The organism is Mycobacterium sp. ITM-2016-00316, assembly GCF_002968335.2.
Lineage (GTDB): Bacteria > Actinomycetota > Actinomycetes > Mycobacteriales > Mycobacteriaceae > Mycobacterium.
Window position 1 is genome coordinate 2,299,923 of the sequence record NZ_CP134398.1, and the last position, 25,498, is coordinate 2,325,420.

Below are 25,498 nucleotides of genomic sequence, written 5' to 3' on the forward strand. Positions count from 1 at the left end.
GATCACCCACTTTCCCTTCAGCGCGCTGGTGGGCCATGACCGGCTGCGACTGGCGCTGGTGCTCTGCGCGGTGCGCCCCGATATCGGCGGCGTGCTGATCCGCGGCGAGAAGGGCACCGCGAAATCGACCGCGGTGCGCGCACTGGCAACAGTGCTGGCCCAGGTCGACGATGACGCGCGTCTCGTCGAGCTGCCGATCGGCGCGACCGAGGACCGGGTGGTCGGATCGCTGGACCTGCAGAAGGTGCTGCGCGACGGTGAGCACGCGTTCTCGCCGGGGCTGCTGGCCCGCGCCCACGGCGGCGTGCTGTACGTCGACGAGGTCAACCTGCTGCACGACCACCTCGTCGATGTATTGCTCGACGCGGCCGCGATGGGCCGGGTGCACATCGAACGGGACGGCGTATCGCATTCCCATGATGCGCGTTTCGTGCTGATCGGCACGATGAATCCCGAGGAGGGGGAGCTGCGCCCGCAGTTGCTCGACCGTTTCGGGCTCACCGTCGACGTGGCCGCCTCACGCGATGTCGACGTGCGGGTCGAGGTGATCCGCTCCCGGCTGGCCTTCGAGGCCGATCCGGCCGGGTTCGCCGCACGCTATGCCGATGCCGATGCCGAGCTGGCCTCGCAGATCGCCGACGCGCGGCTGGCGGTGGCCGGTGTCGTGCTGCCCGACAACGAGTTACGGCGCATCGCGGCACTGTGTGCTGCCTTCGACGTGGACGGCATGCGCGCCGACCTGGTGCTCGCGCGCACCGCGGTGGCGCACGCGGCGTGGCGGGGGAGTTCGACCGTCGAGGAGAAGGACATCCGGGTGGCGGCCGAATTGGCGTTGCCGCACCGGCGTCGCCGCGATCCGTTCGACGACCCGGGCCTGGACCCCGAACGCCTCGATGAGGCACTCGCGCAGACCGACGAGGCACCCGAAGACCCCGAACCCGATCCCGAGCCGCCCGGTGGTGGCGGATCGGACACCCCGATCGACGGCCCGGCCCCGCAAGGAGATTCGCAGAGCAGCGGGCAGGACGGCGAGCCATCCGAGGGGCCGAAGCGAAACGGCGCACCGCCGACCCGGTCCAGCGCGCCGCCGTCGGCCACCTTCCGGACCAAGGCGCTGGTGGTTCCCGGAGTCGGTGAGGGCGCCCCGGGTCGCCGCTCCCGGGCGCGCAACCGCACCGGGAGCACCGTCGGCTCGACCGAGGTGCCCGGCGAGGGGCACGGTACCCACGTGTTCGCGACCCTGTTGGCCGCGGTCCACAACCAGCGCCGGCCGGGCCGCCCGCGGGTGCAGCCCGACGATGTCCGCCGGGCCGTGCGGGAGGGCCGGGAAGGCAACCTGGTGATCTTCGTCGTCGACGCCTCCGGGTCGATGGCCGCGCGGGACCGGATGTCCGCGGTCGGCGGGGCCACGCTGTCGCTGCTGCGCGATGCCTACCAGCGTCGCGACAAGGTCGCGGTGATCACCTTCCGGGGCCAGCGTGCCGATGTGCTGCTCCCACCCACTTCCTCGGTGTACATCGCCGGACGGCGCCTGGCCCACTTCGACACCGGCGGCAAAACGCCACTGGCACAGGGATTGCTGGCCGCCCGCGACGTGGTGCTGCGCGAGAAGGCGCGTGATCGGGCCCGCCGCTCGCTGGTGGTGGTGCTCACCGATGGGCGGGCCACAGGGGGGCCGGACCCGCTGGGCCGGACCCGGACAGCCGCCCGCCTGCTGGTCGCCGAGGGCGCCGCGGCCGTCGTGGTGGACTGCGAGACGTCCTTTGTGCGTCTGGGTTTGGCCGAGCAGTTGGCCCAGCAGCTGGAAGCGCCCGCCGTGCGACTGGCCCAGCTGCAGGCCGGCGAGCTGACCTCGTTGGTCAAGACCGCTGCGTAGGAGGCACCGTGCCACAGGGACAACCGCTGACCGTGCCCAATGACGGGCTGACCACCAGGGCGCGCCGCAACGCGCCGCTGCTGGCGGTGCACACCGGTCCCGGTAAAGGGAAGTCGACCGCGGCGTTCGGCATGGCGTTGCGGGCCTGGAACCAGGGTTTCGATATCGCGGTGTTCCAGTTCGTGAAGAGTGCCAAATGGAAAGTCGGCGAGGAGAGCGCTTTTCGGGAGCTCGGCCGGCTGCACGACGAGCACGGCACCGGTGGGGCCGTGCAGTGGCACAAGATGGGCTCGGGCTGGTCGTGGACGCGCAAGCAGGGCAACGATGTCGACCACGCGGAGACCGCGCGCGACGGATGGGCCGAGATCAAACACCGGATCGCCGAGCAGAGCCACGACTTCTATGTGCTCGACGAGTTCACCTACCCGCTCAAATGGGGCTGGATCTCCACCGATGAGGTGATCGCGACGCTGGCCGACCGGCCGGGCAACCAGCATGTGGTGATCACCGGCCGGGACGCCCCGCAGGCGCTGATCGAGGCCGCCGATCTGGTGACCGAGATGACCAAGGTCAAACACCCTATGGACGCCGGCCGCAAGGGTCAGCGCGGCATCGAATGGTGAGTATCCCCGCGGTCATCATCGCCGCTCCCGCATCGGGAAGCGGAAAGACCACCGTGGCAACGGGATTGATGGGGGCGCTGCGCCGTGCCGGGCACCGCGTCGCACCGTTCAAGGTGGGACCCGACTTCATCGACCCGGGTTATCACGCCCTGGCCACCGGGCTGCCCGGCCGCAACCTGGATGCGGTGATGCTGGGGGAGTCGTTGATCGGCCCGCTGTACCGGCACGGCACCGCAGGCGCCGATATCGCCGTCGTCGAAGGGGTGATGGGGCTGTTCGACGGCCGGATCGCCGAGGACGGGGTGGGCCCGGCGCGCGGATCCACCGCACACGTCGCGGGGTTGCTGGGCGCTCCCGTCGTGCTGGTGGTCGATGCGCGGGGTCAGAGTCACAGCATTGCCGCTCTGCTGCACGGCTTTTCGACGTACGACACGTCGATCCGGATGGCCGGGGTCATTTTGAACCGAGTCGGTTCCCCGCGCCATGAGCAGGTCCTGCGCCAGGCGTGCGAACACGCCGGGGTCCCGGTGCTCGGGGCGATTCCGCGCACCGCTGAACTCGAGGTGCCCTCACGCCACCTCGGTCTGGTCACCGCCGTCGAGTACGGCGCGCTCGCCGATCGTGCCGTCGCGGCGATGACGGATCTGGTGGCCGAACACATCGATATCGCGGCCCTGGTCGCCGCGGCGGCGAGCAATGTCAGCGCCGAAGCCTGGTCACCGGATTTTCACTCGCCCCGGACCGCCGGAGTGACCGTCGCGCTGGCCGCGGGGCGGGCATTCAGCTTCGGCTACGCCGAGCACCGGGAACTGCTGACCGCCGCCGGCGCCGACGTCGTCGACTTCGATCCGCTGCTCGATGTGCTGCCCGAAGACACCGCCGCCCTGGTCATCCCGGGTGGCTTCCCCGAACAGTTCACCGCCGAACTGTCGGCCAATGAGACCGTGCGTGGCCAGATCCGGGCGCTGGCGGCGGCGGGCGCCCCGGTGCACGCCGAGTGCGCCGGCCTGACCTATCTGGTCGAGGATCTCGACGGGGTTCCGATGTGCGGGGTGCTGGCCGGTTCGGCGCGATTCACCGAGCGTCTCACCCTGGGTTACCGGGATGCCGTGGCGGTCACCGAATCGCCGCTACACACCGTCGGCGAGCGGGTCAGTGGACACGAATTTCACCGCACTGCAGTGACTTTCGGTCAGGACTATCCGAGCGCCTGGGGCTACAGCTCGACAGCCGGCCGGCGCGCCGGTGACGGAGTGGTGCACGGCGGTGTGCACGCCGGGTACCTGCACACACATCCGGCGGCGCACCCGCAGGCCAGCTCCCGCTTCGTCGCGGCGGCCGCAACCTTTAAGCTCGGCGGGTGACAGAGAACGCCTACCTGGTCGGCCTGCGCCTGGAAGGCCGCAAGGTCGTCGTGGTGGGCGGGGGCACGGTGGCCCAGCGGCGGCTGCCGCTGCTGATCGCCGCCGGTGCCGATGTGCATGTGATCGCCCGTGCAGCCACCCCATCGGTGGAGGCGTTCGCGCCGATGACGTTGGAGTTGCGCGACTTCCGTGACGAAGATCTCGACGGCGCCTGGTATGTGCTGGCCGCCACCGATGACCCGGACGTCAACGCCCAGATCGTGGCGGGCGCCGAACGTCGGCGCATCTTCTGTGTGCGTGCCGACGTGGCCATCGAGGGCACCGCGGTCACGCCCGCAACCTTCGACCATGACGGCCTTTCGGTCGGCGTGCTGGCCGGCGGTGAGCACCGTCGTTCGGCGGGTATCCGCACCGCCATCCACGAAGCCTTGCAGACCGGGGCCATCGCCGATCGCAGCGGTGACTCCGACGATGTGGTGCGCGAGGGTGTGGCGCTGGTCGGTGGCGGTCCGGGGGACCCGGAGCTGATCACGGTGCGTGGCCGGCGGCTGCTGGCGCACGCCGACGTGGTGGTCGCCGACCGGCTTGCCCCGCCGGAACTGCTCGCCGAGCTGGGGCCGCATGTGGAGGTGATCGACGCCGCGAAGATCCCGTACGGCCGCGCGATGGCGCAGGAGGCGATCAACAACGTCCTGATCGAGCGCGCCAAGGCGGGCAAGTTCGTGGTGCGGCTCAAGGGCGGGGACCCCTTCGTCTTCGCCCGCGGCTATGAAGAGGTCATCGCGTGCGCCGAGGCCGGTGTCCCGGTCACCGTCGTGCCGGGTGTGACCAGCGCCATAGCGGTTCCTGCCCTGGCCGGCATTCCGGTGACCCACCGGCACGTCACCCATGAGTTCGTGGTGGTCAGCGGCCATGTTGCGCCGGACCATCCCGAATCGTTAGTGAATTGGGATGCGCTGGCCGCGATGTCGGGCACGATCGTGCTGCTGATGGCCGTCGAACGTATCGAGCTGTTCGCCGGTGCGTTGCTGGCGGGCGGTAGACCTGCGGATACGCCGGTGATGGTGGTGCAGCACGGCACGACGGCCGCCCAGCGGACGGTGCGTGCATCGCTTGCCGACGTCGGTGAGAGGGTGCGTTCGGAGGGGATTCGGCCGCCCGCGATCATCGTCATCGGGCCCGTGGCGGGCTTCGGCAGTTAAAGGATTCTTAAGATTACTGTAAGGTAACCCGGTATGACTGCTCTCAACGACGCTGGGCGCAAATCCAGCCGCCGGGACGACGCAGATGGCAGCAACCGGGCCCTTCCAGTACACGTCGGCCGGGGGGATATGCGGCAAAACAGCAGGTTACCGGCATGGGTGCCGCCCTGGAACTTCATTGCCGCGGTTATTGCCATCGGTGGTATGCAGCTGCTCGCGACGATGGACAGCACCGTCGCGATCGTGGCTCTTCCTAAGATCCAGGACGAACTGGGCCTCTCCGATGCAGGTCGCAGCTGGGTCATCACGGCCTATGTGCTGACCTTCGGCGGCCTGATGTTGCTGGGTGGACGCCTCGGCGACACCATCGGCCGCAAACGCACCTTCATCGTCGGTGTTGCGCTCTTCACCATCGCCTCGGTGCTGTGCGGTGTCGCGTGGGACGAGGCCACCCTGGTGATCGCGCGCCTGCTGCAGGGCGTCGGCGCCGCCATCGCCTCGCCGACCGGCCTCGCGCTGATCGCCACCACCTTCCCCAAGGGGCCGGCCCGGAACTCGGCGACCGCCGTGTTCGCCGCCATGACCGGCGTCGGTTCGGTCATGGGTCTGGTCGTCGGCGGCGCGCTCACCGAGGTGTCCTGGCGCTGGGCGTTCCTGGTGAACGTGCCGATCGGCCTGATCATGCTCTACCTGGCCCGCACGCACCTGACCGAGACCCACCGCGCCCGGATGAAGCTGGACGCCACCGGTGCGATCCTCGCGACGCTGTTCTGCACCGCCGCGGTGTTCGGATTCTCGATGGGCCCGGAGAAGGGCTGGCTGTCGCCGCTCACGCTGGGCTCCGGTGCCGCGGCCTGCATTTTCGGACTCGCGTTCCTCTACGTCGAACGCACCGCGGAGAACCCGGTCGTGCCGTTCTCGCTGTTCCGTGACCGCAACCGGGTGGCCACCTTCATCGCGGTCTTCCTGGCCGGCGGCGTGATGTTCACCCTGACGGTGCTCATCGGTCTGTACGTGCAGGACATCATGGGCTACAGCGCCCTGAGGGCCGGTATCGGCTTCATCCCGTTCGTGATCGCGCTCGGGGTCGGTCTGGGTCTGTCCTCACAACTCGTCTCCCGGTTCGCTCCGCGCTGGATCGTCATCGCCGGTGGCGTGTTCGTGCTCGCCGCGATGATCTACGGCTCGACGCTCAACGGCGACATCCCGTACTTCCCGAATCTGGTCATCCCCATCACCGTCGGTGGCTTCGGCATCGGCATGATCGTGGTCCCGCTGACGGTGTCGGCGATCGCCGGGGTCGGGTTCGACGAGATCGGTCCGGTGTCGGCGATCGCGCTGATGCTGCAGAACCTCGGTGGCCCGGTCGTGCTGGCCATCGTCCAGGCCGTCATCACCTCGCGCACGCTGTACCTCGGTGGCACCACCGGCCCGGTCAAGAACATGAACGAGGCGCAGCACAACGCCCTCGACGCGGGCTACACCTATGGCCTGCTGTGGGTCGCCGCGGTCGCCGTCGTGGTGGGTGCGGTGGCGCTGTTCATCCGCTACACCGCGGAGGAAGTGGCGCACGCCCAGGAAGTCAAGGACGCGATCGATGCCGGAGAGCTGGACGGCTGAGGATCCCGCGCCGGCGGCGCGACCTCGCCCCGGTGTGCTCTCGACATTCGTCGGAATGCATGTCTAGCTCGGTGCGCGGCGAAATCACACTCGTGTAATTCCTCCACATTTGTGCACAACCCTGTGGATAACTGCCCCGTCTGGGGCCGTCGGTAGGGTGGGAAGCCATGTCGGGGTCGCAGGGTTCGGGTACGCGGCTGTCGGAAACTGTTCTCGGCCCGGCCATCGTGGCCATCACCGGAATGCAGTTGATGGCCACCCTCGACGGCACCATCGTGATCGTCGCCTTGCCCCGCATGCAGGCCGAGCTGGCGCTCTCCGATGCCGGCAAGAGCTGGGTCATCACCGCCTACGTTCTCGCGTTCGGTGGTCTGCTGCTGCTGGGCGGCCGGATCGGCGACGCGATAGGCCACAAGCGCGCATTCCTGGCCGGCGTCGGCACCTTCACCATCGCCTCGCTGATCTGCGGCGTGGCCACCGACGAGATCACCCTCATCGCCGCGCGCGGCGTGCAGGGGCTGGGCGCCGCAGTGGCCGCCCCGACCGGCCTTGCCCTGATCGCCACCACCTATGCCGTCGGGCACGCCCGCAACAAGGCGCTGGCGGTATCGGCGGCGATGCAGGGCATCGGCTCGGTACTCGGGCTCATCCTGGGCGGTGCGCTCACCGAGCTGTCGTGGCGCTGGGCCTTTCTCATCAATGTGCCGATCGGCATCGCGATCATCGTGGTCGCCGCGCTGTGGCTGGCCGAGACCCGGCACGAACGGCTGACCCTGGATGTCGCCGGTGCGCTGCTGGCGACGCTGGCCTGCACCGCGGCGGTGCTGGTGTTCACCCAGGGCCCGCCGCGGGGCTGGATCGATCCGTGGGTGTTCGCCGCAGGGGCCGCGACGGTGCTGGCACTGGTCGCCTTCGTCGTCGTCGAACGGCGTGCGGACAACCCGCTGGTGCCGTTCTCGGTGTTCGACAACCGCAGCCGGGTCGCGACCTTCGTGGCGTACTTCCTGGCCGGTGGCGTGATGCTGACGGTCAGCGTGATGATCGGCCTGCTGGTCCAGGATGTGCTCGGCTACTCCGCGCTGCACGCCGGCATCTGCTTCATCCCGTTCGCGCTCGGCATGGGTGTCGGCAACCTGGCCGCCACCCGGTTCGCGCCGCGCTTCGCGCCGCGCTGGCTGGTCATCGGTGCCGGCAGCCTGGTGCTGGCCGCCATGCTGTTCGGGTCGACGCTGGAACGCGATGTGCCGTACTTCCCGGATCTGGTGGTGTTGTTCGTGCTGGGCGGGCTCGGCATCGGCGTGATCTCGGTGGTGCTGCCGCTGTGTGCGGTCGCCGACGTCGCACCGCGGGATATCGGACCGGTGTCGGCGGTGACCCTGATGGTCTACAACCTCGGCGGCCCGATCGTGCTCGTCGTCATCCAGGCCGTGCAGACCTCGCGCACGCTGTACCTGGGCGGAACGACGGGGCCGGTGCACGATATGACGCCCGCCCAACTCGACGCCCTCGGACACGGATACACCTACTCGCTGCTGTGGGTGGCCGGCATCGCGGTGCTGGTCGGTGTCGCCGCACTGGGCATCAGATTCACCGCCGGCCAGATCGCCAGCGCACAACACACCAAGGAAGCCGTCGAGGCAGGGGAACTGTGAACCCGACCCGCCGGCAGATCTCGGATGCCACCGGCGCGCTGGGCTGGCGGCTGGTCCTCGGGGCGATTCACGCGCAGGTGCGGGTGCGCACGTTGGCCGAAGCCGCCGAGGTGGCCACGCTGTCCGCCGCGGCGTGTGCCGCCACGCCCGGACATCTGCAGCTGGATCTGCGCGCAGATCGCGCGTTGCTGCGTGTGCAGTCCGAGGTGGACGGGTCGGTGACCGAGCAGGATCTGGAACTCGCGCAACGACTGACCGCTGTCCTGCTGGCAGCGGATCACCAGCTGCAGCCCGGGGGCGCCGCCCTGCATGCCTTCGAGATCGCCATCGACGCCCTCGACATCGCCGCGGTGCGGCCGTTCTGGAAGGCTGTGACGGGTTACCGCGACGCCCGCAGCACGACCGATCTGAACCAGGGCCTGCTCGACCCGGCCGGGCGCGGCCCGGCGATCTGGTTCCAGCAGATGGATTCGCCACGCCATGAGACCCGCAATCGGATTCACCTCGATGTCGACGTCCCACACGACGTGGCCGCCGCGCGCATCGCGGCGGCGCTGGCCGCGGGCGGTGTGATGCTCAGCGATCACGCCGCACCCGCGTTCTGGGTGCTCGCCGATGCCGAAGGCAACGAGGCGTGCGTCTGCACCTGGCAGGGGCGCGACTAGGCTTGCCGCTCGTGATCACCCGTATGTCCGAGCTGTTCCTGCGAACCCTGCGTGACGATCCCGCAGACGCCGAAGTCCCCAGCCACAAGCTGCTGATCCGCGCCGGCTACGTGCGCGCCGTCGGCCCCGGGATCTACAGCTGGCTGCCGCTGGGCCTGCGGGTGCTGCGCAAGATCGAGAACATCGTCCGCAGCGAGATGAACGCGATCGGCGGCCAGGAGATCCTGCTGCCCGCGCTGCTGCCGCGCGCCCCCTACGAGACCACCAACAGGTGGACCGAGTACGGCGACACCCTGTTCCGGCTCCAGGACCGGCGCAACAACGACTATCTGCTGGGCCCGACGCACGAGGAACTGTTCACCCTGACGGTCAAGGGGGAGTACTCCTCCTACAAGGACCTTCCGGTGCTGCTCTATCAGATCCAGACCAAGTACCGCGATGAGGCGCGTCCGCGTGCAGGCATTCTGCGCGGCCGCGAGTTCGTCATGAAGGACTCCTACTCCTTCGACGTCGACGAGGACGGACTCAAGACCGCCTACCACGCGCACCGCGAGGCCTATCAACGCATCTTCAACCGGCTGAAGGTGAAGTACGTCATCGTCTCGGCGGTGTCCGGCGCCATGGGCGGCAGCGCTTCGGAGGAGTTCCTCGCCGAGAGCGAGGTCGGTGAGGACACCTTCGTGCGCTGCCTGGAATCCGGGTACGCCGCAAACGTCGAGGCCGTGATCACCCGGGCGCCGGCCGATGTGCCCATCGAGGGTCAGCCCGCCGCGCAGATCCACGACACCCCCGACGCCCCGACCATCGCGACCCTGGTGGACTGGGCGAATTCGGCCGACCTGGCGCAGTTCGGCGGGCGCGCGGTCACCGCGGCGGACACCCTCAAGAACGTCCTGATGAAGACCCGCGAACCCGGGGGTGAGTGGGAACTGCTCGGGATCGGCGTCCCCGGCGACCGTGACATCGACGAGAAGCGCCTCGGGGCGGCGCTCGAACCGGCGGAGTTCACGCTCCTCGAGGATGCCGACTTCGCCGCCAACCCGTTCCTGGTGAAGGGTTATGTTGGTCCGAAAGCCCTGCAGGACAATGGTGTCCGCTATCTGGTCGATCCGCGGGTGGTCTCCGGCACGTCCTGGATCACCGGCGCCGACGCGCCCAACAAGCACGTCGTGGGGCTGGTCGCCGGCCGCGACTTCACTCCCGACGGCACCATCGAGGCCGCCGATGTGCGCGACGGCGATCCTTCACCGGACGGCGCCGGAGTACTCACCTCGGCCCGCGGTATCGAGATCGGCCACATCTTCCAGCTGGGCCGAAAGTACGCCGACGCGTTCGGCGCCGATGTGCTCGGTGAGAACGGCAAGCCGGTGCGACTCACCATGGGCTCCTACGGCATCGGTGTCTCGCGGATGGTCGCGGTGATCGCCGAACAGCAGCACGACGAGATCGGCCTGCGCTGGCCGGCGTCGGTCGCACCGTTCGATGTGCACGTCGTGATCGCCAACAAGGACGCCGCCGCCCGCGAGGGCGCCACCGAGTTGGCCGGCGAACTGTCCCGGCTGGGATTCGAGGTGCTCTTCGACGACCGCACCGCCTCGCCCGGGGTCAAGTTCAAGGACGCCGAACTGCTCGGGATGCCGTGGATCGTGGTGGTCGGACGGGGTTGGGCCGACGGTGTGGTCGAACTGCGCAACCGGTTCACCGGCGAGGTGCGCGAACTCGCGGCCGACGGTGCCGCCGCCGAGGTGGCTGCCGCGCTGCGGGCCTAGCCGGTCGTCTCTGGCCCGCCCGGGAAAGCCATGGTGATCTGGGGGACACCGAGCACCTGGTTCCAGCGGGCGGCCAGCACCGCGGCCTGCGTCATCGCGGTCACCGCGAAGCGGCGATCCTCCGGTGTCTGCGCCTGTTCCAGTACCGCCCGCCACGCGGTGGCGGTGTCGGACTCCATCCGCACCGCCAATTCGGCGGCATCGCCGGGGTCGGTCACCTCCAGCGGCAGCTCATAGCCGGCGGCAGGCAGCGGCGCGGTCACCGTGCGTTCGGCGAGCATGACCAGCGCCTCTTCGCGGCGTGCCCGGTGCTGGGCCATCGCCTCGGCGACCAGCGCGTTGTCCTCGGGCGTGGAATGCGCCGACACCACGCCGTAGCCGTAGATGGTGCCGTGCTCGCCTGCGACCGCGTCGAACAACGCCGCCTGCGCGGCGTCGGTCGGCCGCTCGGGATCGGGACTGGGCTGCGGCGAGGTCATGCCATTTTCTCCGGATCACCCAGTGCCACTTGATAAGCGGCGGTGCAGGAGGCCGCGATGGAGCCCAGCAGCCCGGCCCGGTAGCCGGCCATCTGGGTGGCGACCCGGGCGGCGTCCTCGCCTGACTCGCGAAGCGCCTTGGCGACGGCGGCGACAGTCGGTGCGGCGGCCGGCGCTGCCGTGGCGCTGGTGGTGGTCGGCGCGGCACTCGTGGTGGGCGCCTGGCCGTCGGTCAATCGGGTGATCTCGTCGGCGAGGGCGCGGGCGTGCGCGGTGCGCTCGGCGGCGATGGCCGTGAGCGTGGCCACCATGTCCGGCGTCAGCGTCCGCCCGGGCGGTGCTGTCGCGGCCTCACCGGCGAGCAGGCTGTCGGCGTTCGCGCGGTCGAACTGGGTTTGCAGGTCGGCCAGATCGGCCGGTGGAGGGGGCGGTGAACAGGCCGTCGTCCCGGCGAGCAGTCCCACCGCCAGAGTCGCGGGGACCGCGGCGATCAGCAGGCGGCGCCGGGTCAGGGTGGGTGGGGCGCTCGGCACGCCCACATCCTGCCATGTTCGGTGGCGCTGCTCGTTTGGTGATTGGTGCGTCGCGCCTGGCGTATCGTTTGTTAACCGATCCCGGGTCCAGCCGACCGGGGAATGTGACCGCACAACTCAAGATGAGGAGCTCGCCGTGGCATCGGATGACCCGCTGCGGTCTGCGCGATTACCGTCGCGGGAGCAGGTGATCGAACTTCTCGACGAGGAGTTCACCCGGGCGGGCTACGAAGTCGAAGATGTGGTGTTCGGCGGTGGCCGGCCGCCACGCCTCACCGTGATCGCCGACGCCGAGGACGGCGTCGACCTGGATGCCATCGCCACCTTGTCGAAGGTGGCCTCGGCGGCCCTGGACGCCGCCGAGCAGGCCACCGGGGACTTCGGCGCCTACGTGCTGGAGGTGACCTCGCGCGGCGTCGACCGCCCGTTGACCACCGAGAAGCACTTCCGGCGGTCCCGCGGCCGCAAGGTCGAGGTCGTACTCGCCGACGGATCGAGCCTGACGGGCCGGATCGGGCAGACCGCCGAGGGTGTCGTGCACCTCGTCGTCGCGGTGGGTAAGGACTTCGAGATCCGCCCCGTCGAGGTTGGCGGGATTGCCAAAGCCTTTGTGCAAGTTGAATTTTCGCCGCCGAATCGGCGTGAGTTGGAACTGTCTGAGCAGTCTGGAAAGGGGGGCGACGAATGAACATCGACATGGCGGCGCTTCATGCCATCGAGTCCGACAAGGGAATCTCGGTCGATATCGTCGTGGACACCATCAAATCCGCGTTGCTGACCGCGTATCGGCACACCGAGGGCCATGAGGCCGACGCGCGTATCGACGTCGACCGCAAGACCGGTGTGGTCAAGGTGATGGCCAGGGAAACCGATGACGACGGCAACCTGATCAACGAATGGGACGACACCCCAGAAGGATTCGGCCGCATCGCGGCGACCACCGCGCGCCAGGTCATCCTGCAGCGGCTGCGCGATGCCGAGAACGAGCAGATGTACGGCGAGTTCTCGGCGCGTGAGGGCGATATCGTCGCCGGCGTGGTGCAGCGGGACGCCCGGGAGAACACCCGCGGCAACGTGGTGGTCCGGGTCGGCACCGAGGCCAAGGGTTCCGACGGCATGATCCGGCCCGCCGAGCAGGTGCCCGGCGAGGGATACGAGCACGGCGACCGGCTGCGCTGCTATGTCATCGGGGTGTCCCGCGGTGCCCGGGAGCCCAAGATCGAGCTGTCTCGAACCCACCCGAACCTCGTGCGCAAGCTGTTCGCCCTGGAGGTGCCCGAGATCGCGGACGGATCGGTGGACATCGTCGCGGTGGCGCGTGAGGCCGGTCACCGGTCCAAGATCGCCGTGGCCTCGCGGGTGTCGGGCCTGAACGCCAAGGGGGCGTGCATCGGCCCGATGGGGCAGCGCGTCCGCAATGTGATGAGCGAGCTGTCCGGCGAGAAGATCGACATCATCGATTTCGACGAGGACCCGGCCCGGTTCGTGGCCAATGCGCTGTCGCCGGCCAAAGTCGTGTCGGTGACCGTCATCGACGAGAGCACCCGGGCGGCCCGGGTGGTCGTGCCGGACTTCCAGCTGTCGCTGGCGATCGGCAAGGAAGGGCAGAACGCCAGGTTGGCGGCCCGCCTCACCGGCTGGCGCATCGATATCCGCAGTGATGCGGCACCCGAACCCGCGGCTGGGTGAGGCATCCCGACACGCGATTGAAGTCTGGACGTCCGGGAACGGTAGACTCAGCCGTGATCCAGCGCGAGACTTCGGCCATCCCGGCTCGTGCGCATCGGAGCCCAGACGGACCGGTGCGGACGTGTGTGGGATGCCGGAAGCGAGAACTGGCCGTCGAACTGCTTCGAGTGGCCGCTGTATCCGACAGGCCCGGCAATTGCGCCGTGACTGTGGACTCAGCGGGTAACCTGCCCGGGCGGGGTGCGTGGCTGCATCCCGACCAGCAGTGCCTCGATGCGGCACTCCGCCGGCGAGCGTTCGTCCGAGCGTTGCGCATCACCGGTTCACCGGAAACATCCGCGGTGGTCGAGTACTTCAGTGCCTCCCGAGGCGCTGGCGAATCCGGCCCCACCGGCTAGAGAACAGGTAGCGAAGAACATGAGCACACCGTGAAGTCCCGATGACCATGCGTCATAGCTAAAACCGAGGCGCGGCCCCACCACCGCTGTCGCCTCCAAACGAGGAGAAGTAGTGGCAGCCCCAGGTAAGGCCCGTGTACACGAGTTGGCTAAGGAACTCGGTGTCACCAGCAAGGAAGTTCTCGCCCGTCTGAGCGATCAGGGCGAATTCGTCAAATCCGCGTCGTCGACGGTGGAAGCACCCGTCGCGCGCCGTCTGCGTGAGTCGTTCGGGGGCGGAAAATCCGCTCCGGCCGATGCTCCCGCAGCCAAAGCGCCCAGCAAGCCGGCATCCGCCGGTGGCGGCCCCAAGCCCGGCCCGAAGCCGGCACCGCAGGCTCCGCCGGCACCCCCGGCTCCGGCACCCGCGGCACCTCCGGCTCCGGCCCCCGCGGCTCCCGCAGCCCAGGCCCCGATGCCTGCTGCTCCGGCAGCTCCGGCAGCACCTCAGGCCCCGGCCACCCCCGGGCCTGCCCCGGCGGCTCCCGCCGCATCGGCCGGTACCCAGACCCCCGGTCCCCGTCCGGGGCCCAAACCCGCGCCGCGCGCACCGCGCGTCGGCAACAACCCGTTCTCCTCGCAGGCGCCGGCCGAGCGCCCGGCCCCGCGTCCGGCTGCCGGCCCCGGCGGTCCCCGTCCGGGTCCCGGTCCCGGTGGCCCGCGTCCGGGCGCACCGCGTCCCGGCGGTGCTTCACCAGGCAACATGCCTCCTCGTCCGCCGGGCGCACGTCCCGGCGCGACCGGTCGTCCCGGCGGCCCGCGTCCCGGCCCGGGCGGTCGTCCGGCTCCCGGTGGCCGTCCCGGTGGCGGTGGCGGCGGCGGTAACTACCGCGGCGGCGGCGCAGGCGGCGGTGCCGGTGCAGGTGCCGGTGCCGGCGGTGCAGCAGCCGGTGGTTTCCGTGGCCGTCCCGGTGGCGGTGGCGGCGGTGGCCGTCCCGGCCAGCGCGGCGGTGCCGCAGGTGCCTTCGGTCGTCCCGGCGGCGCGGTCCGCCGCGGCCGCAAGTCGAAGCGGGCAAAACGCGCCGAATACGAAAACATGCAGGCCCCGGTCGTCGGTGGTGTGCGGTTGCCGCACGGCAACGGTGAGACCATCCGGCTGGCCCGCGGCGCGTCGCTGGTGGACTTCGCCGACAAGATCAACGCCAACCCGGCATCGCTGGTGCAGGCCTTGTTCAATCTCGGTGAGATGGTCACCGCCACGCAGTCGGTGGACGATTCGACGCTGGAACTGCTCGGCAGCGAGATGAACTACGTCGTGCAGGTCGTGTCCCCGGAGGACGAGGACCGCGAGCTGCTGCAGTCCTTCGACCTCACCTACGGCGAGGACGAGGGCGGCGAGGAAGATCTCGAATTCCGTCCGCCGGTCGTCACCGTCATGGGTCACGTCGACCACGGCAAGACCCGCCTGCTGGACACCATCCGGAACGCCAGCGTGCGCGAGGGCGAAGCCGGTGGCATCACCCAGCACATCGGCGCGTACCAGGTCACGGTCGAGCATGAGGGCATCGAGCGTCTCATCACCTTCATCGACACCCCCGGTCACGAGGCGTTCACCGCCATGCGTGCCCGTGGTGCCAAGGCCACCGATATCGCGATCCTGGTGGTCGCCGCCGACGACGGCGTCATGCCGCAGACGGTGGAGGCGATCAACCATGCGCAGGCGGCCGATGTGCCGATCGTGGTGGCGGTCAACAAGATCGACAAGGAAGGTGCCGACCCGGCCAAGATCCGGGCGCAGCTCACCGAATACAACCTGGTGGCCGAGGAGTACGGCGGCGACACCATGTTCGTCGACATCTCGGCGAAGAACGGTGTCAACATCCAGGCGCTGGAGGAAGCGGTGCTGTTGACCGCCGACGCGTCGCTGGACCTGCGGGCCAACCCCGATATGGAAGCCCAGGGTGTGGCGATCGAAGCGCACCTGGACCGTGGCCGTGGCCCGGTGGCCACCGTGCTGATCCAGCGCGGCACGCTGCGGGTCGGTGACTCGATCGTGGCAGGCGATGCCTACGGTCGTGTGCGCCGCATGGTCGACGAGCACGGCGAGGACATCCACGAGGCGCTGCCGTCGCGGCCGGTCCAGGTCATCGGCTTCACGTCGGTGCCCGGTGCCGGTGACAACCTGCTGGTGGTCGACGAGGACCGGATCGCCCGGCAGATCGCCGATCGCCGCAGCGCCCGCAAGCGCAACGCGCTGGCGGCCCGCTCCCGCAAGCGCATCAGCCTGGACGATCTCGATGCAGCGTTGAAGGAGACTTCGCAGCTGAACCTGATCCTCAAGGGCGACAACTCCGGCACCGTGGAGGCGCTGGAGGAGGCCCTGCTGGGTATCGAGATCGACGACGAGGTGGAACTGCGTGTCATCGACCGCGGTGTCGGTGGTGTCACTGAGACCAACGTCAACCTGGCGTCGGCGTCGAATGCCATCATCATCGGCTTCAACGTCCGCTCCGAGGGCAAGGCCACCGAGCTCGCCAACCGCGAGGGTGTCGACATCCGGTACTACTCGGTGATCTACCAGGCCATCGACGAGATCCAGAGCGCGCTCAAGGGCATGCTCAAGCCGGTCTACGAGGAGAAGGAACTCGGCCGCGCCGAGATCCGGGCGATCTTCCGGTCGTCGAAGGTCGGCAACATCGCCGGCTGCCTGGTCACCTCCGGCATCATGCGCCGCAACGCGAAGGCACGTCTGCTGCGTGACAACGTGGTGGTTGCCGAGACGGTCACCATCTCGTCGCTGAAGCGGGAGAAAGACGATGCCACCGAGGTGCGCGACGGCTACGAGTGTGGTCTCACGCTGACCTACAACGACATCAAAGAGGGCGACGTCATCGAGGCGTACGAACTCGTCGAGAAGGAACGCACCTAAGCCATGGTTGATGTTGGGCGTGCACGCCGGTTGTCGAAGCGCATCGGCACGGTCGTGGCCACCGCCATCGAGTTCGAGATCAAGGATCCCCCGTTGGCCTTCGTGACCGTCACGGACACGAAGGTCACGGGAGACCTGCACGACGCCACCGTCTACTACACGGTCCGCGGGGCGACTCTGCAGGACGAACCCGATTACGAGGGTGCGGCGGCGGCGCTTGAGCGGGCCCGGGGCATTCTTCGTAGCAAGGTCGGCGCGGCCACCGGAGTGCGCTTCACCCCGACGCTGGCATTCGTGCTGGACAAGGTGCCGGAAACCTCGGCGCATATGGAGGCCCTGCTGGCCCGGGCCCGAGCGGCGGACGCCGATCTGGCCCGGATCCGGGAAGGCGCCAAGCCGGCTGGGGAGGCCGACCCGTACCGCGTGACCGCGGTGCAGGGTGACGAGGCGACCGACGCTGAGGACGCCGACGACCCGCGACCGAACTGACCGTTCGCACAACTGATTCGCACACCGGAAACGGGAAGGCCTTGTCGGCCTTCCCGTTTCCGTCGTTGAAGGCCTGATTCTGGCCCCTGCCAACGGATTTCACCGCTGCGTCCATATCGGTTCGGTGCGCGCCTGGATTCGCCACGCAAATAATTTGCTAAACCTTGCGCTCGGTGCGTGCTGTACAGAAGTGCACCAGATATCCACCATCGCGGCGGTGTTGCCACGGCCGTGTCGCGATGCGCCGTCGTGACCCGACCTTACCATTTCAGTTAATTGCAGCGCTCTGCGATCGGGCGCTCACCGGCCATTCTCGCGAAAGTGCCCGAATAGGCAGTTTCCGGCGTATAGGGTCATTCGCTAGCCGGGCTATCAATCGCCGATAGCAGCTACTAGACGCGCTGCAACGCGAGCAAGGGGATACCCATGGGCCCGATGAACCCGATTGGTGACGCACCGAATCCCACCTCGGCCAAGCATGCACTTCCGAAAAATGCGACGCCGAAGCGCGCGACAGCAAAGCATGCAATGCCGAAGCTGAACTCCCTTCCCTGAGTCACATCGGCCGGGTCGGGGCCTTGGCGGTGGCGCTGGGAATCGGTGCGGCGATCACGGCCTGGATGCCGGTGGCATTTGCCGACGCAACAAGTTCGAGCGATTCGTCGGCGGGCCCGAGCGCGGGTTCGGCAGAGGGTGCGCCATCGGGCGACGCAGATTCGTCCTCGGGCGAGAGTGCGTCGGACGGCACGCAGGCGTCACCGCCGAAGGTGCAGCCGCGGTCCGGTCGCGACCACCGCCCGCCCGCGCTGTCCCGCTCGCCCCGCGAGGCGAGAAATCCCTCCGCCAGCTCCGGCCCGGGCTCGTCGACCACCCTCGAGGTGAAGTCGGCTCCGGCAGCCGATGACACCAACCACCCGGTCGCGGCCGGTGAGGCGCCCGTGGCGGCCGAGCCTGGCGTGACAGCTCCCGCTGTCACTGCGCCGGTGGTGGCCGACCCGGTGATTGCACCGGCGTCGGCGGGTGCTGTCCGTCGTGAGGAGACCTCCCGCATCCGCGGCGTCGCCGCGGACACGGTCGCCGTGTACTCGGCCGAAACGGCCGACGACGGGGCCGAGATGGCACCGCTGGGGCTGGTGAATGCGGCCGCTGTGCCGGCGGTGGCGAGCTCGGTGGGAGCGCCCTTCCAGATCTGGATCGGTCAGGTGCTGCTCATCGGCAACGGCACGGCAACCCATCCCAATGGTGGCCTGCTCATCGGCAACGGTTACACCTGGACGGCGGTGACCTGCGTCGCGGTGGTCTGCCGGGGCGGCGACGGCGGCTTGTTCGGTGACGGCGGCACGGGTTTCAACGGCGGCGACGGCGGCTCCGCCGGCTGGATCGGCAACGGCGGCGACGGCGGGGCCGGGGTGATCATCTTCAACGTCGGCGCCGGTGGAAACGGCGGCGTGGGCGGGCTGTTCGCCGGTAATGGCGGCCGTGGCGGTGTCGGCGCGGACATCCTCTCCGGCGTGGGCGGTGCCGGCGGAAACGGGGGCGACGCGGGACAGCTGTCGATCATCGGATCGGGTGGCGGCGGTGGTGCCGGTGGTGGTGGTGAAGACGGCGGCGCGGGTGGTGCCGGCGGGGCCGGCGGCCTGTTCTTCGTCGCAGGGGAGGGTGGTGTCGGTGGTGTCGGCGCCCTGACCGGTGTCGGTGGCACCGGGGGTGACGGCGGTGCGGCCGGCGCGTTCAGTCTGATCAGCTGGGGCGCTGCCGGCGGGGCCGGCGGCGTGGGTGGCACCGGTGGCGACGGCGGAACCGGCGGCGCCGGCGGGCTGGTGATCGGCAGCGGCGGCATCGGCGGGGCCGGCGGCGAGGCCCTCGATGTGGGTGCTCTCGGTGGCCGCGGCGGCCAGGGTGGAAACGTGGGCGCACAGTCGCTGTTCGGCAGCGGCGGTGCCGGTGGTGCCGGCGGCGCGGGCGCAAACGGGCTTGCCGGCACCGCGATTTCGGCGGCCGGTGTGGGCGGCACAGGTGGCGCCGGCGGCAACGGCGGGGTCGGCTCGTTGATCATCGGCCTTGGCGGTCTGGCCGGTGTCGGCGGACGCGGTGGCCGCGGCGGAGCGGGATACGCGGGCACCGACACGCTCGCGGCCGCTGCCGGTGGCGCCGGCGGTCAAGGTGGCCTCGGTGGCGCGGGCGGTGCGGGCCGGTTCTTGGTGTTCGACACCAGCACCGGCTACGGCAACGGCGGGACGGGCGGGACCGGCGGTGACGGCGGCAGCACCGGTACCGGTGCCCTCGCCGGCGTGGGCGGCGCAGGCGGCGCCGGAGGTGTGGGCACGGTGGCCGCACCCGGTCTCGGCGGCGGCGGCGGAGGCGGCGGCGGTGGCGCCACCGTGCTGGAGTCCAACGGTGGTGTCGCCACCGACAGCACCGCTCAGGGTGGGGCCGGCGGGACGGGAGCCGATGCCACCGCAGCCGCGGCCGGCGGTACCGGTGGCACCGGTGGTAATGCGGCGGTCCTCGCGGACGGTGCGGGTAGCACCGTCAGCGACGGGCAGGCGACCGGCGGCGCCGGTGGTGACGCCACCGGCACCGGTACCGGCGGCGCCGGTGGCTTGGGCGCGGTCTCGGCCACCAATGGTGGTGCTGTCCTGGCTGCGATGGCCACCGGCGGCGCCGGCGGCACCGGCAGCAACGGCGGTGTCGGCGGCGTGGGCGCCGAAGGTGGGGTCTTCGCGCAGCGCGCGGGCAGTACCGCCACCGGCACGGCCACCGGTGGCGCCGGTGGTGACGCAGACGGGGCCGGCAGTGTCGGTGGCGCCGGTGCGGGCGGCTGGGTGCAGACCGGTCTTTCCGGAAATGCCAACGGCACCAACGGCGACGCCAGTGGCCTGGCTGTCGGCGGAGTCGGTGGCGATGCGTCGACCGGTGGCGTGGGTGGGGCCGGTGGTTTCGCCACCGTCATCGCTTCCGGGAATGACTCGACGGCCGACGGCAGCGCTTACGGCGGTGCCGGCGGGGCGGGCTCTGCCGGCACAACCGGCGGCGCCGGTGGGCGGGCGCAGCTGACGGCGTTCGGGAACGGATCGCTGGCCGGTGGCGTTGTCACGGCCGGCAATGGTGGTAGCGGCGCGGGTGCGACCGGCGGCGCCGGCGGCCAGGCCATCATCGGCGCGGGGCAGAGCTCGGGTGCCGGTCTGAACAGCGTCGCGCAAGGCACTGCCAACGGTGGTGACGGCGGGTCGGGCCAGGCCGGCGTCAATGGAGGCGCGGGTGGTGGCGCGACCATCACAGCCAGACAGAACAATGATTCGATCACCGGCAGCACCGCGACCGGCGCGGATGGGGTGGCCGGAATTGCCGGCGGCACAGCAAGTCTCAACACCGCCTCGGGTTCGATCATCAACAGTTCGGCGACTGCCGGTGCCGGCTCGGCGTGGGCGGCCGGCGGCAGCGCCTCGATCTCGACGACCGGAGCCGGCAGCACCGTCACCGATGCGACCGCCACCGGCGGTGACGCGGGTATCGGCGATACCAACGGTGGGATCGGTGGTGCCGGCGGCGCGGGCACCGTCTCGGCGACCAATGGTGGTGCCGTCGTCGATGCCGAGGCCCGCGGCGGCATCGGCGGTGATGGGACCAACGGTGGTGTCGGCGGTGCCGGCGCCGCGGGCGGAGTGTTCGCGCAGCGCGCGGGTAGCACCGCGTCGGGCACCGCCATCGGTGGTGCCGGCGGTGACGCCGACGGCGCGGGCAGTGTCGGTGGCGTCGGTGCCGGCGGCACGGTGCAGACCGGCCTCACCGCGGGCATCGGCAACAACGGCGAGGCCGGCGGTGTGGCTGTCGGCGGCGCGGGTGGCGCCGCGTCGACCGGCGGCAAGGGAGGTTCCGGTGGTTTCGCCACCGTCATCGCGTCCGGGACCGGTTCGACTGCCGACGGTGCCGCCTACGGCGGTGCCGGCGGTGCCGGATCCTCGGCGGGCACCGGGGGCGCCGGAGGGCGGGCGCAGACCACGGCCCAGGGCAACGGATCCAGCGCCGGTGGCACCGTTACGGCGGGTGCCGGCGGTAGCGGGGCGGGTGCCATCGGTGGTGCCGGCGGTCAGGCCACCATCGGTTCGGGACAGAGCTCCGGTATCGCCGGCGTCAACAGCACCGCGCAGGGTGTATCGACCGGCGGTGCCGGCGGGGCAGGACTGGACGGCGTCAACGGCGGCGCGGGCGGCGGGGCCACGCTCAATGCCCGGCAGAACAATGCCGTCGTCGGCGGCAGCGCGACCGGCGGTGCCGGGGCAACGGGCAGCGCCGGCGGTGCCGCGAGTCTGAACACCGTGTCGGGCTCGATCACCGACAGCACCGCAATCGGTGGTGCTGCGGGTGCTCGAGGTGTAGACGGTGACGGAACCGGCGGTCTCGGTGGTCAGGGCGGCGCCGCCATCGTCGAGGCGACCAACGTCGTCATCACCGGCGGTCAGGCCGGCGGCGGCGATGGCGGTGCCGGCGGTGACGGCGGCATCAACGGTGCTGTCGGCGGTAGCGGCGGCGCGGGCGGCGCGGCGAGCATCAGGCAGGGCACCGGCCTCATCGGAATCGGAGGCGCGGGCGGTGCCGGTGGTGCCGGCGGGACCTTCGTCGACGCCGGCAGCAGCGGTGCGGGCGGCAACGGCGGCGTGGGCGGCGCGTCCGTGAACACCGGCGGAACCGGTGGCAACGGCGGCGACGGCACGCCCGGTCAGGCCGACGGCACGCCTGGATCCAACGGCGGCGCCGGAACGCCGGCCCCGTAGGCCGCCGACACGCAGAGTGAGGTCCCGCACACCCCGGTGTGCGGGACCTCATCTGTGAGGAGGGTGCCGGTGTGAAGGGTGAGTTCGACCCGTACCGTGGTCACTGAGGTGGGGGTAGCGGGGGACCGAAAGCGTACGACTCCGAGGACAACGATGACGGCGATCGATCCGATGACTGATACAGCCTCAGTGGGCTCCCGTGTCGATGCGGGCGGGGCCGCCGATCTGCTCAGCGGCGCCGAATCCGTCGTCATCGTCGCGCACGTCTACCCGGATGCCGACACCATCGGCGCGGGCCTGGCCCTGGCACAGGTGCTGGAGCGGGTGGGCAAGAGTGTGGCGGTGAGCTTCGCCGCGCCGGATGAGTTGCCCGAGTCGTTGCGAACGCTGCCCGGCGGGCACCTGCTGGTCGCCCCCGAACGCGTACGCCGCGACGCCGATCTGGTGGTCACCGTGGACATCCCGACCATCAACCGGCTCGGCAGTCTGAGCGAACTGGCCGCTGCGGCGCCTGAGGTCCTGGTGATCGATCACCACGCCTCCAACACCCTGTTCGGCACCGCCAATTTCGTCGATCCCAAGGCGGATTCGACCACGATGCTGGTGGCCGACCTGATGGACGCCTGGGACCAGCCGATCGACCGCGCGGTGGCACATTGTCTGTATGCCGGGCTGACCACAGATACCGGTTCCTTCCGGTGGGCGAGCGCGCGGGCGCATCAACTGGCGTCGCGGTTGCTCGACATCGGCGTGGACAACGCCGGTATCAGCCGGACCCTGATGGACACCCACCCGTTCGCCTGGCTGCCGATGCTGTCCCGGGTCCTGGGCTCGGCTCGGCTGATGGAGGAGGCCGCCGACGGGCGCGGCCTGGTCTATGCGGTTGTGGCACATGAGGAATGGGCCAAGGCGCGCCCGGAGGAAGTGGAGAGCATCGTCGATATCGTGCGGACCACCGCCCAGGCCGAGGTCGCGGCGGTGTTCAAGGAGATCGAGCCGGCGCACTGGTCGGTGTCCATGCGATCGAAGTCGCTGGACATCGCGGCGGTGGCCAGCCGCTTCGGCGGTGGTGGTCATCGCAAGGCCGCCGGCTACTCGGCGACCGGATCCGCCGACGAGGTGGTTGCCGCCCTGCAGGGTGCTCTTGGCTGACGAACCTGTCAGCGCCCGGCGGATCGCCGGACTGGCGCTGCCCGCCTTGGGAGTGCTTGCCGCCGAACCCATCTACCTACTGTTCGACCTGGCGGTCGTGGGGCGCCTCGGCGCGCTGAGCCTGGCCGGTCTGGCGATCGGCGGGCTGGTGCTGGCGTTGGTCAGCTCGCAGCTGACGTTTCTGTCCTATGGCACCACGGCCCGTTCGGCGCGCTTCTTCGGCTCCGGTGACCGGGACGCCGCGGTCGGCGAGGGGGTGCAGGCCACCTGGCTGGCGCTGGGGCTGGGACTGATCGTGGTGATCGCCGTCCAGGCGCTGGCCGTCCCGGTACTCAATGTGATCTCCGGCGGCGGTGAGATCGCCGACGCCGCGCTGCCCTGGCTGCGGGTTGCGATCCTGGGGGCGCCGGCCATCATGATCTCGATGTCCGGCAACGGCTGGATGCGTGGGGTACAGGACACCATTCGCCCCCTGCGCTATGTCGTTGTCGGCTTCGGTGTTTCGGCGGTGTTGTGTCCGTCGCTGGTGTTCGGTTGGCTGGGTTTGCCGCAGCTCGGGCTGACCGGATCTGCGGTGGCCAATGTCATCGGGCAATGGATCGCCGCCGTGCTGTTCTGCCGGGCGCTGCTCACCGAGCGGGTGGGGCTGCGGGTGCAGCCCGCGGTGTTGCGTGCCCAGATGGTGATGGGCCGCGACCTGGCATTGCGGACGCTGGCTTTCCAGGCCTGTTTCGTGTCCGCCGGTGCGGTGGCCGCGCGGTTCGGTGCGGCGGCGGTGGCCGCCCACCAGGTGGTCCTGCAGCTGTGGAATTTCCTTGCCCTGGTGCTGGATTCACTGGCCATCGCCGCACAGTCCCTCGTCGGCGCCGCACTCGGCGCGGGCCAGCTCAATCACGCCAAGTTCGTCGCCTGGCGGGTCACCATCTTCTCCACCGCGGCGGCCGCGGTGTTCGCGCTGGTGTTTGCCGCCGGCTCCACGGTGCTGCCGGGACTGTTCACCACCGATCAGGCGGTGCTCGACGAGATCGCGGTGCCGTGGTGGTTCCTGGTCGGGCAGTTGACGGTGGCCGGCATCGTCTTCGCCCTCGACGGCGTGCTCCTGGGCGCCGGCGACGCCAGATTCATGCGCAATGCGACCCTGCTGAGCGCCCTGCTCGGGTTCCTGCCCATGATCTGGCTGTCGCTCGGCTACGGCTGGGGACTGGTCGGCATCTGGTCGGGCCTGTCACTGTTCATGGTGCTACGCCTGGCCTTCGTCGGTTGGCGCACCTTCTCGGGTCGCTGGCTGGTGGCAGGCACCGGCTAAACCCCCAGGGTGCGCTGGATGTCGCCCTTCATGGCGTTGAGCTGCCCGCCCCAGTAACCCCAGCCGTGGGTGCCGTTGGACGGGAAATTGAAGGTGCCGTTGGTGCCGCCGGCATTCTGGTACTGGCGGGCGAAATTGCGGTTGCTGTCCAAGGTGATCGTCTCGAGCACCTGCCCGGCGATGTCACCGCCGCCGCCCAGCTCGCCCGGCCGACCGGTGCCGCAGTACACCCAGATGCGGGTGCCGTTGGCGACGAGCTTGCCGACGTTGACGGTGGGATCGTTGCGCCGCCAGGCCGGCCCGCCACCGAGACCCCACATGGCCACCGAGTTGAAGCCTCCCGCGTCGCCCATGGCGAAGGTCACCAGCAGCGGCCACAGCCCTTGAGAGAGGTTGAGATAGCCCGACAGCGATGCCGCATAGCTGAACTGGCCGGGATGGTAGGCGGCCAAGGTCAGCGCGGCGCTGCCCGACATCGACAGTCCCACCACGGCGTTCCCGCTGGGGGAGATGCCCTTGTTGGCGGCCAGGTAACCGGGCAACTCGGAGGTCAGGAAGGTCTCCCACTGGTAGTTCTGGGTGGTGCCGTTGCCGACGGCCGGCCCCTGCCAGTTGGTGTAGAAGCTGGACATGCCGCCCACCGGCATGACGACCGAGACGCCGGACTCGAAGAAGGTCTCGAAGGCCGCGGTCTCGATGTCCCAACCGCTGTTGTCATCGCGGGCCCGCAGTCCGTCGAGCAGGTAGACCGCGCGCGGCCCACCGCCCTGAAAGCGGACCGGGATATCGCGGCCCATCGCCGCCGAGGGCACCATCAGCGTCTCCACCGGCAGGCCGGGGCGGGAGAACGCCGCCGCGGTGGATGGCTGGAGCGCTCCGATGAGCAGGAGCGAGGTGAGCAGGCCGACCGTCAGCCGGCGGATCAAGGTGTGCAGGTGATGACGATTGTGCATGGGGTGTGCCGTCCTTCCGGGCGAGCCCCCCGACCCATCGAATAC

At 69.9% G+C, this 25,498-nt stretch carries 20 protein-coding genes; 16 read left to right on the forward strand and 4 right to left on the reverse strand.

The window, feature by feature from the left end:
- Position 1 precedes the first annotated feature (1 nt).
- From C6A86_RS11025 to C6A86_RS11060, 8 genes are all read left to right on the forward strand, one after another.
- Positions 2-1,876: a magnesium chelatase subunit D family protein gene (locus C6A86_RS11025; protein ID WP_199196465.1), complete on the forward strand. Its 1,875-nt coding sequence runs from the start codon at positions 2-4 to the stop codon at positions 1,874-1,876.
- 8 nt (positions 1,877-1,884) lie between these two features.
- Positions 1,885-2,499 (forward strand): cob(I)yrinic acid a,c-diamide adenosyltransferase, encoded by a 615-nt coding sequence (cobO, locus tag C6A86_RS11030; RefSeq protein WP_105366603.1) that lies wholly within the window; start codon positions 1,885-1,887, stop codon positions 2,497-2,499.
- A complete protein-coding gene (locus C6A86_RS11035; RefSeq protein WP_105366604.1) occupies positions 2,496-3,863 on the forward strand; it encodes a cobyrinate a,c-diamide synthase in 1,368 nt (455 codons plus the stop codon). The genes cobO and C6A86_RS11035 overlap by 4 nt, the downstream gene beginning before the upstream one ends.
- Positions 3,860-5,065, forward strand: coding sequence for a uroporphyrinogen-III C-methyltransferase (gene cobA / locus C6A86_RS11040; protein WP_105366605.1), 1,206 nt, complete (start codon positions 3,860-3,862; stop codon positions 5,063-5,065). Before C6A86_RS11035 ends, cobA begins: the two co-directional genes overlap by 4 nt.
- A gap of 129 nt (positions 5,066-5,194) precedes the next feature.
- A complete protein-coding gene (locus C6A86_RS11045) occupies positions 5,195-6,685 on the forward strand; it encodes an MFS transporter (protein WP_233213285.1) in 1,491 nt (496 codons plus the stop codon).
- A gap of 167 nt (positions 6,686-6,852) precedes the next feature.
- Positions 6,853-8,337, forward strand: coding sequence for an MFS transporter (locus C6A86_RS11050; protein WP_105366607.1), 1,485 nt, complete (start codon positions 6,853-6,855; stop codon positions 8,335-8,337).
- Positions 8,334-9,002: a VOC family protein gene (locus C6A86_RS11055; protein ID WP_105366608.1), complete on the forward strand. Its 669-nt coding sequence runs from the start codon at positions 8,334-8,336 to the stop codon at positions 9,000-9,002. Before C6A86_RS11050 ends, C6A86_RS11055 begins: the two co-directional genes overlap by 4 nt.
- An 11-nt stretch (positions 9,003-9,013) precedes the next feature.
- Positions 9,014-10,771, forward strand: a complete 1,758-nt coding sequence (locus C6A86_RS11060; protein WP_105366621.1) for a proline--tRNA ligase — start codon at positions 9,014-9,016, stop codon at positions 10,769-10,771.
- On the opposite strand, the gene C6A86_RS11065 is transcribed toward C6A86_RS11060, so the two are convergent.
- The gene (locus C6A86_RS11065) at positions 10,768-11,250 is read right to left on the reverse strand and encodes a ferritin-like domain-containing protein (protein WP_105366609.1); all 483 of its coding nucleotides are present in this window, start codon (positions 11,248-11,250) and stop codon (positions 10,768-10,770) included. The two genes, C6A86_RS11060 and C6A86_RS11065, sit on opposite strands and share 4 nt — an antisense overlap.
- Positions 11,247-11,783 (reverse strand): hypothetical protein, encoded by a 537-nt coding sequence (locus C6A86_RS11070; RefSeq protein ID WP_311101119.1) that lies wholly within the window; start codon positions 11,781-11,783, stop codon positions 11,247-11,249. Before C6A86_RS11070 ends, C6A86_RS11065 begins: the two co-directional genes overlap by 4 nt.
- Before the next feature lie 136 nt (positions 11,784-11,919).
- Here C6A86_RS11070 and rimP point away from each other — a divergent pair, with 136 nt between their 5' ends.
- The 5 genes from rimP (at position 11,920) to rbfA (ending at position 17,267) form a co-directional block, all read left to right on the forward strand.
- On the forward strand, positions 11,920-12,471 hold the full coding sequence (rimP, locus tag C6A86_RS11075) for a ribosome maturation factor RimP (RefSeq protein WP_105361445.1): 552 nt from the start codon (positions 11,920-11,922) through the stop codon (positions 12,469-12,471).
- On the forward strand, positions 12,468-13,472 hold the full coding sequence (nusA, locus tag C6A86_RS11080; RefSeq protein ID WP_105361444.1) for a transcription termination factor NusA: 1,005 nt from the start codon (positions 12,468-12,470) through the stop codon (positions 13,470-13,472). Before rimP ends, nusA begins: the two co-directional genes overlap by 4 nt.
- 167 nt (positions 13,473-13,639) lie before the next feature.
- A complete protein-coding gene (locus tag C6A86_RS11085) occupies positions 13,640-13,870 on the forward strand; it encodes a YlxR family protein (protein ID WP_311101121.1) in 231 nt (76 codons plus the stop codon).
- Positions 13,871-13,982: 112 nt separating this feature from the next.
- Positions 13,983-16,778 (forward strand): translation initiation factor IF-2, encoded by a 2,796-nt coding sequence (gene infB, locus C6A86_RS11090; RefSeq protein ID WP_311101122.1) that lies wholly within the window; start codon positions 13,983-13,985, stop codon positions 16,776-16,778.
- Between the two features lie 3 nt (positions 16,779-16,781).
- Complete coding sequence (rbfA, locus tag C6A86_RS11095; RefSeq protein ID WP_105361522.1) at positions 16,782-17,267, forward strand: 30S ribosome-binding factor RbfA; 486 nt, start codon at positions 16,782-16,784, stop codon at positions 17,265-17,267.
- Positions 17,268-17,823: 556 nt separating this feature from the next.
- On the opposite strand, the gene C6A86_RS11100 is transcribed toward rbfA, so the two are convergent.
- Positions 17,824-18,174 carry a hypothetical protein gene (locus tag C6A86_RS11100; protein WP_142406847.1) on the reverse strand — a complete coding sequence of 117 codons (351 nt, stop codon included), beginning with the start codon at positions 18,172-18,174 and terminating at the stop codon, positions 17,824-17,826.
- Between the two features lie 49 nt (positions 18,175-18,223).
- Between C6A86_RS11100 and C6A86_RS11105 the strand changes: the two genes are divergently transcribed.
- The 3 genes from C6A86_RS11105 (at position 18,224) to C6A86_RS11115 (ending at position 24,500) form a co-directional block, all read left to right on the forward strand.
- The gene (locus C6A86_RS11105) at positions 18,224-22,042 is read left to right on the forward strand and encodes a PE family protein (protein ID WP_311101123.1); all 3,819 of its coding nucleotides are present in this window, start codon (positions 18,224-18,226) and stop codon (positions 22,040-22,042) included.
- A gap of 153 nt (positions 22,043-22,195) precedes the next feature.
- The gene (locus C6A86_RS11110; RefSeq protein ID WP_105363093.1) at positions 22,196-23,194 is read left to right on the forward strand and encodes a bifunctional oligoribonuclease/PAP phosphatase NrnA; all 999 of its coding nucleotides are present in this window, start codon (positions 22,196-22,198) and stop codon (positions 23,192-23,194) included.
- Positions 23,187-24,500: an MATE family efflux transporter gene (locus C6A86_RS11115; protein ID WP_233212978.1), complete on the forward strand. Its 1,314-nt coding sequence runs from the start codon at positions 23,187-23,189 to the stop codon at positions 24,498-24,500. The genes C6A86_RS11110 and C6A86_RS11115 overlap by 8 nt, the downstream gene beginning before the upstream one ends.
- Here C6A86_RS11115 and C6A86_RS11120 read toward each other — a convergent pair.
- Entirely contained in the window at positions 24,497-25,453 is a 957-nt protein-coding gene (locus C6A86_RS11120) for an alpha/beta hydrolase family protein (RefSeq protein WP_105363091.1), read from the reverse strand. The two genes, C6A86_RS11115 and C6A86_RS11120, sit on opposite strands and share 4 nt — an antisense overlap.
- Positions 25,454-25,498: the final 45 nt, after the last annotated feature.

Excerpts from the sequence above, each read along its gene's own strand:
- rbfA (WP_105361522.1), top strand. The coding sequence starts at position 16,782 with ATGGTTGATGTTGGGCGTGCACGCCGGTTGTCGAAGCGCATCGGCACG.
- C6A86_RS11120 (WP_105363091.1), bottom strand. The coding sequence starts at position 25,453 with ATGCACAATCGTCATCACCTGCACACCTTGATCCGCCGGCTGACGGTC.
- C6A86_RS11110 (WP_105363093.1), top strand. The coding sequence starts at position 22,196 with ATGACGGCGATCGATCCGATGACTGATACAGCCTCAGTGGGCTCCCGT.
- C6A86_RS11050 (WP_105366607.1), top strand. The coding sequence starts at position 6,853 with ATGTCGGGGTCGCAGGGTTCGGGTACGCGGCTGTCGGAAACTGTTCTC.
- C6A86_RS11065 (WP_105366609.1), bottom strand. The coding sequence starts at position 11,250 with ATGACCTCGCCGCAGCCCAGTCCCGATCCCGAGCGGCCGACCGACGCC.
- nusA (WP_105361444.1), top strand. The coding sequence starts at position 12,468 with ATGAACATCGACATGGCGGCGCTTCATGCCATCGAGTCCGACAAGGGA.
- C6A86_RS11045 (WP_233213285.1), top strand. The coding sequence starts at position 5,195 with ATGCGGCAAAACAGCAGGTTACCGGCATGGGTGCCGCCCTGGAACTTC.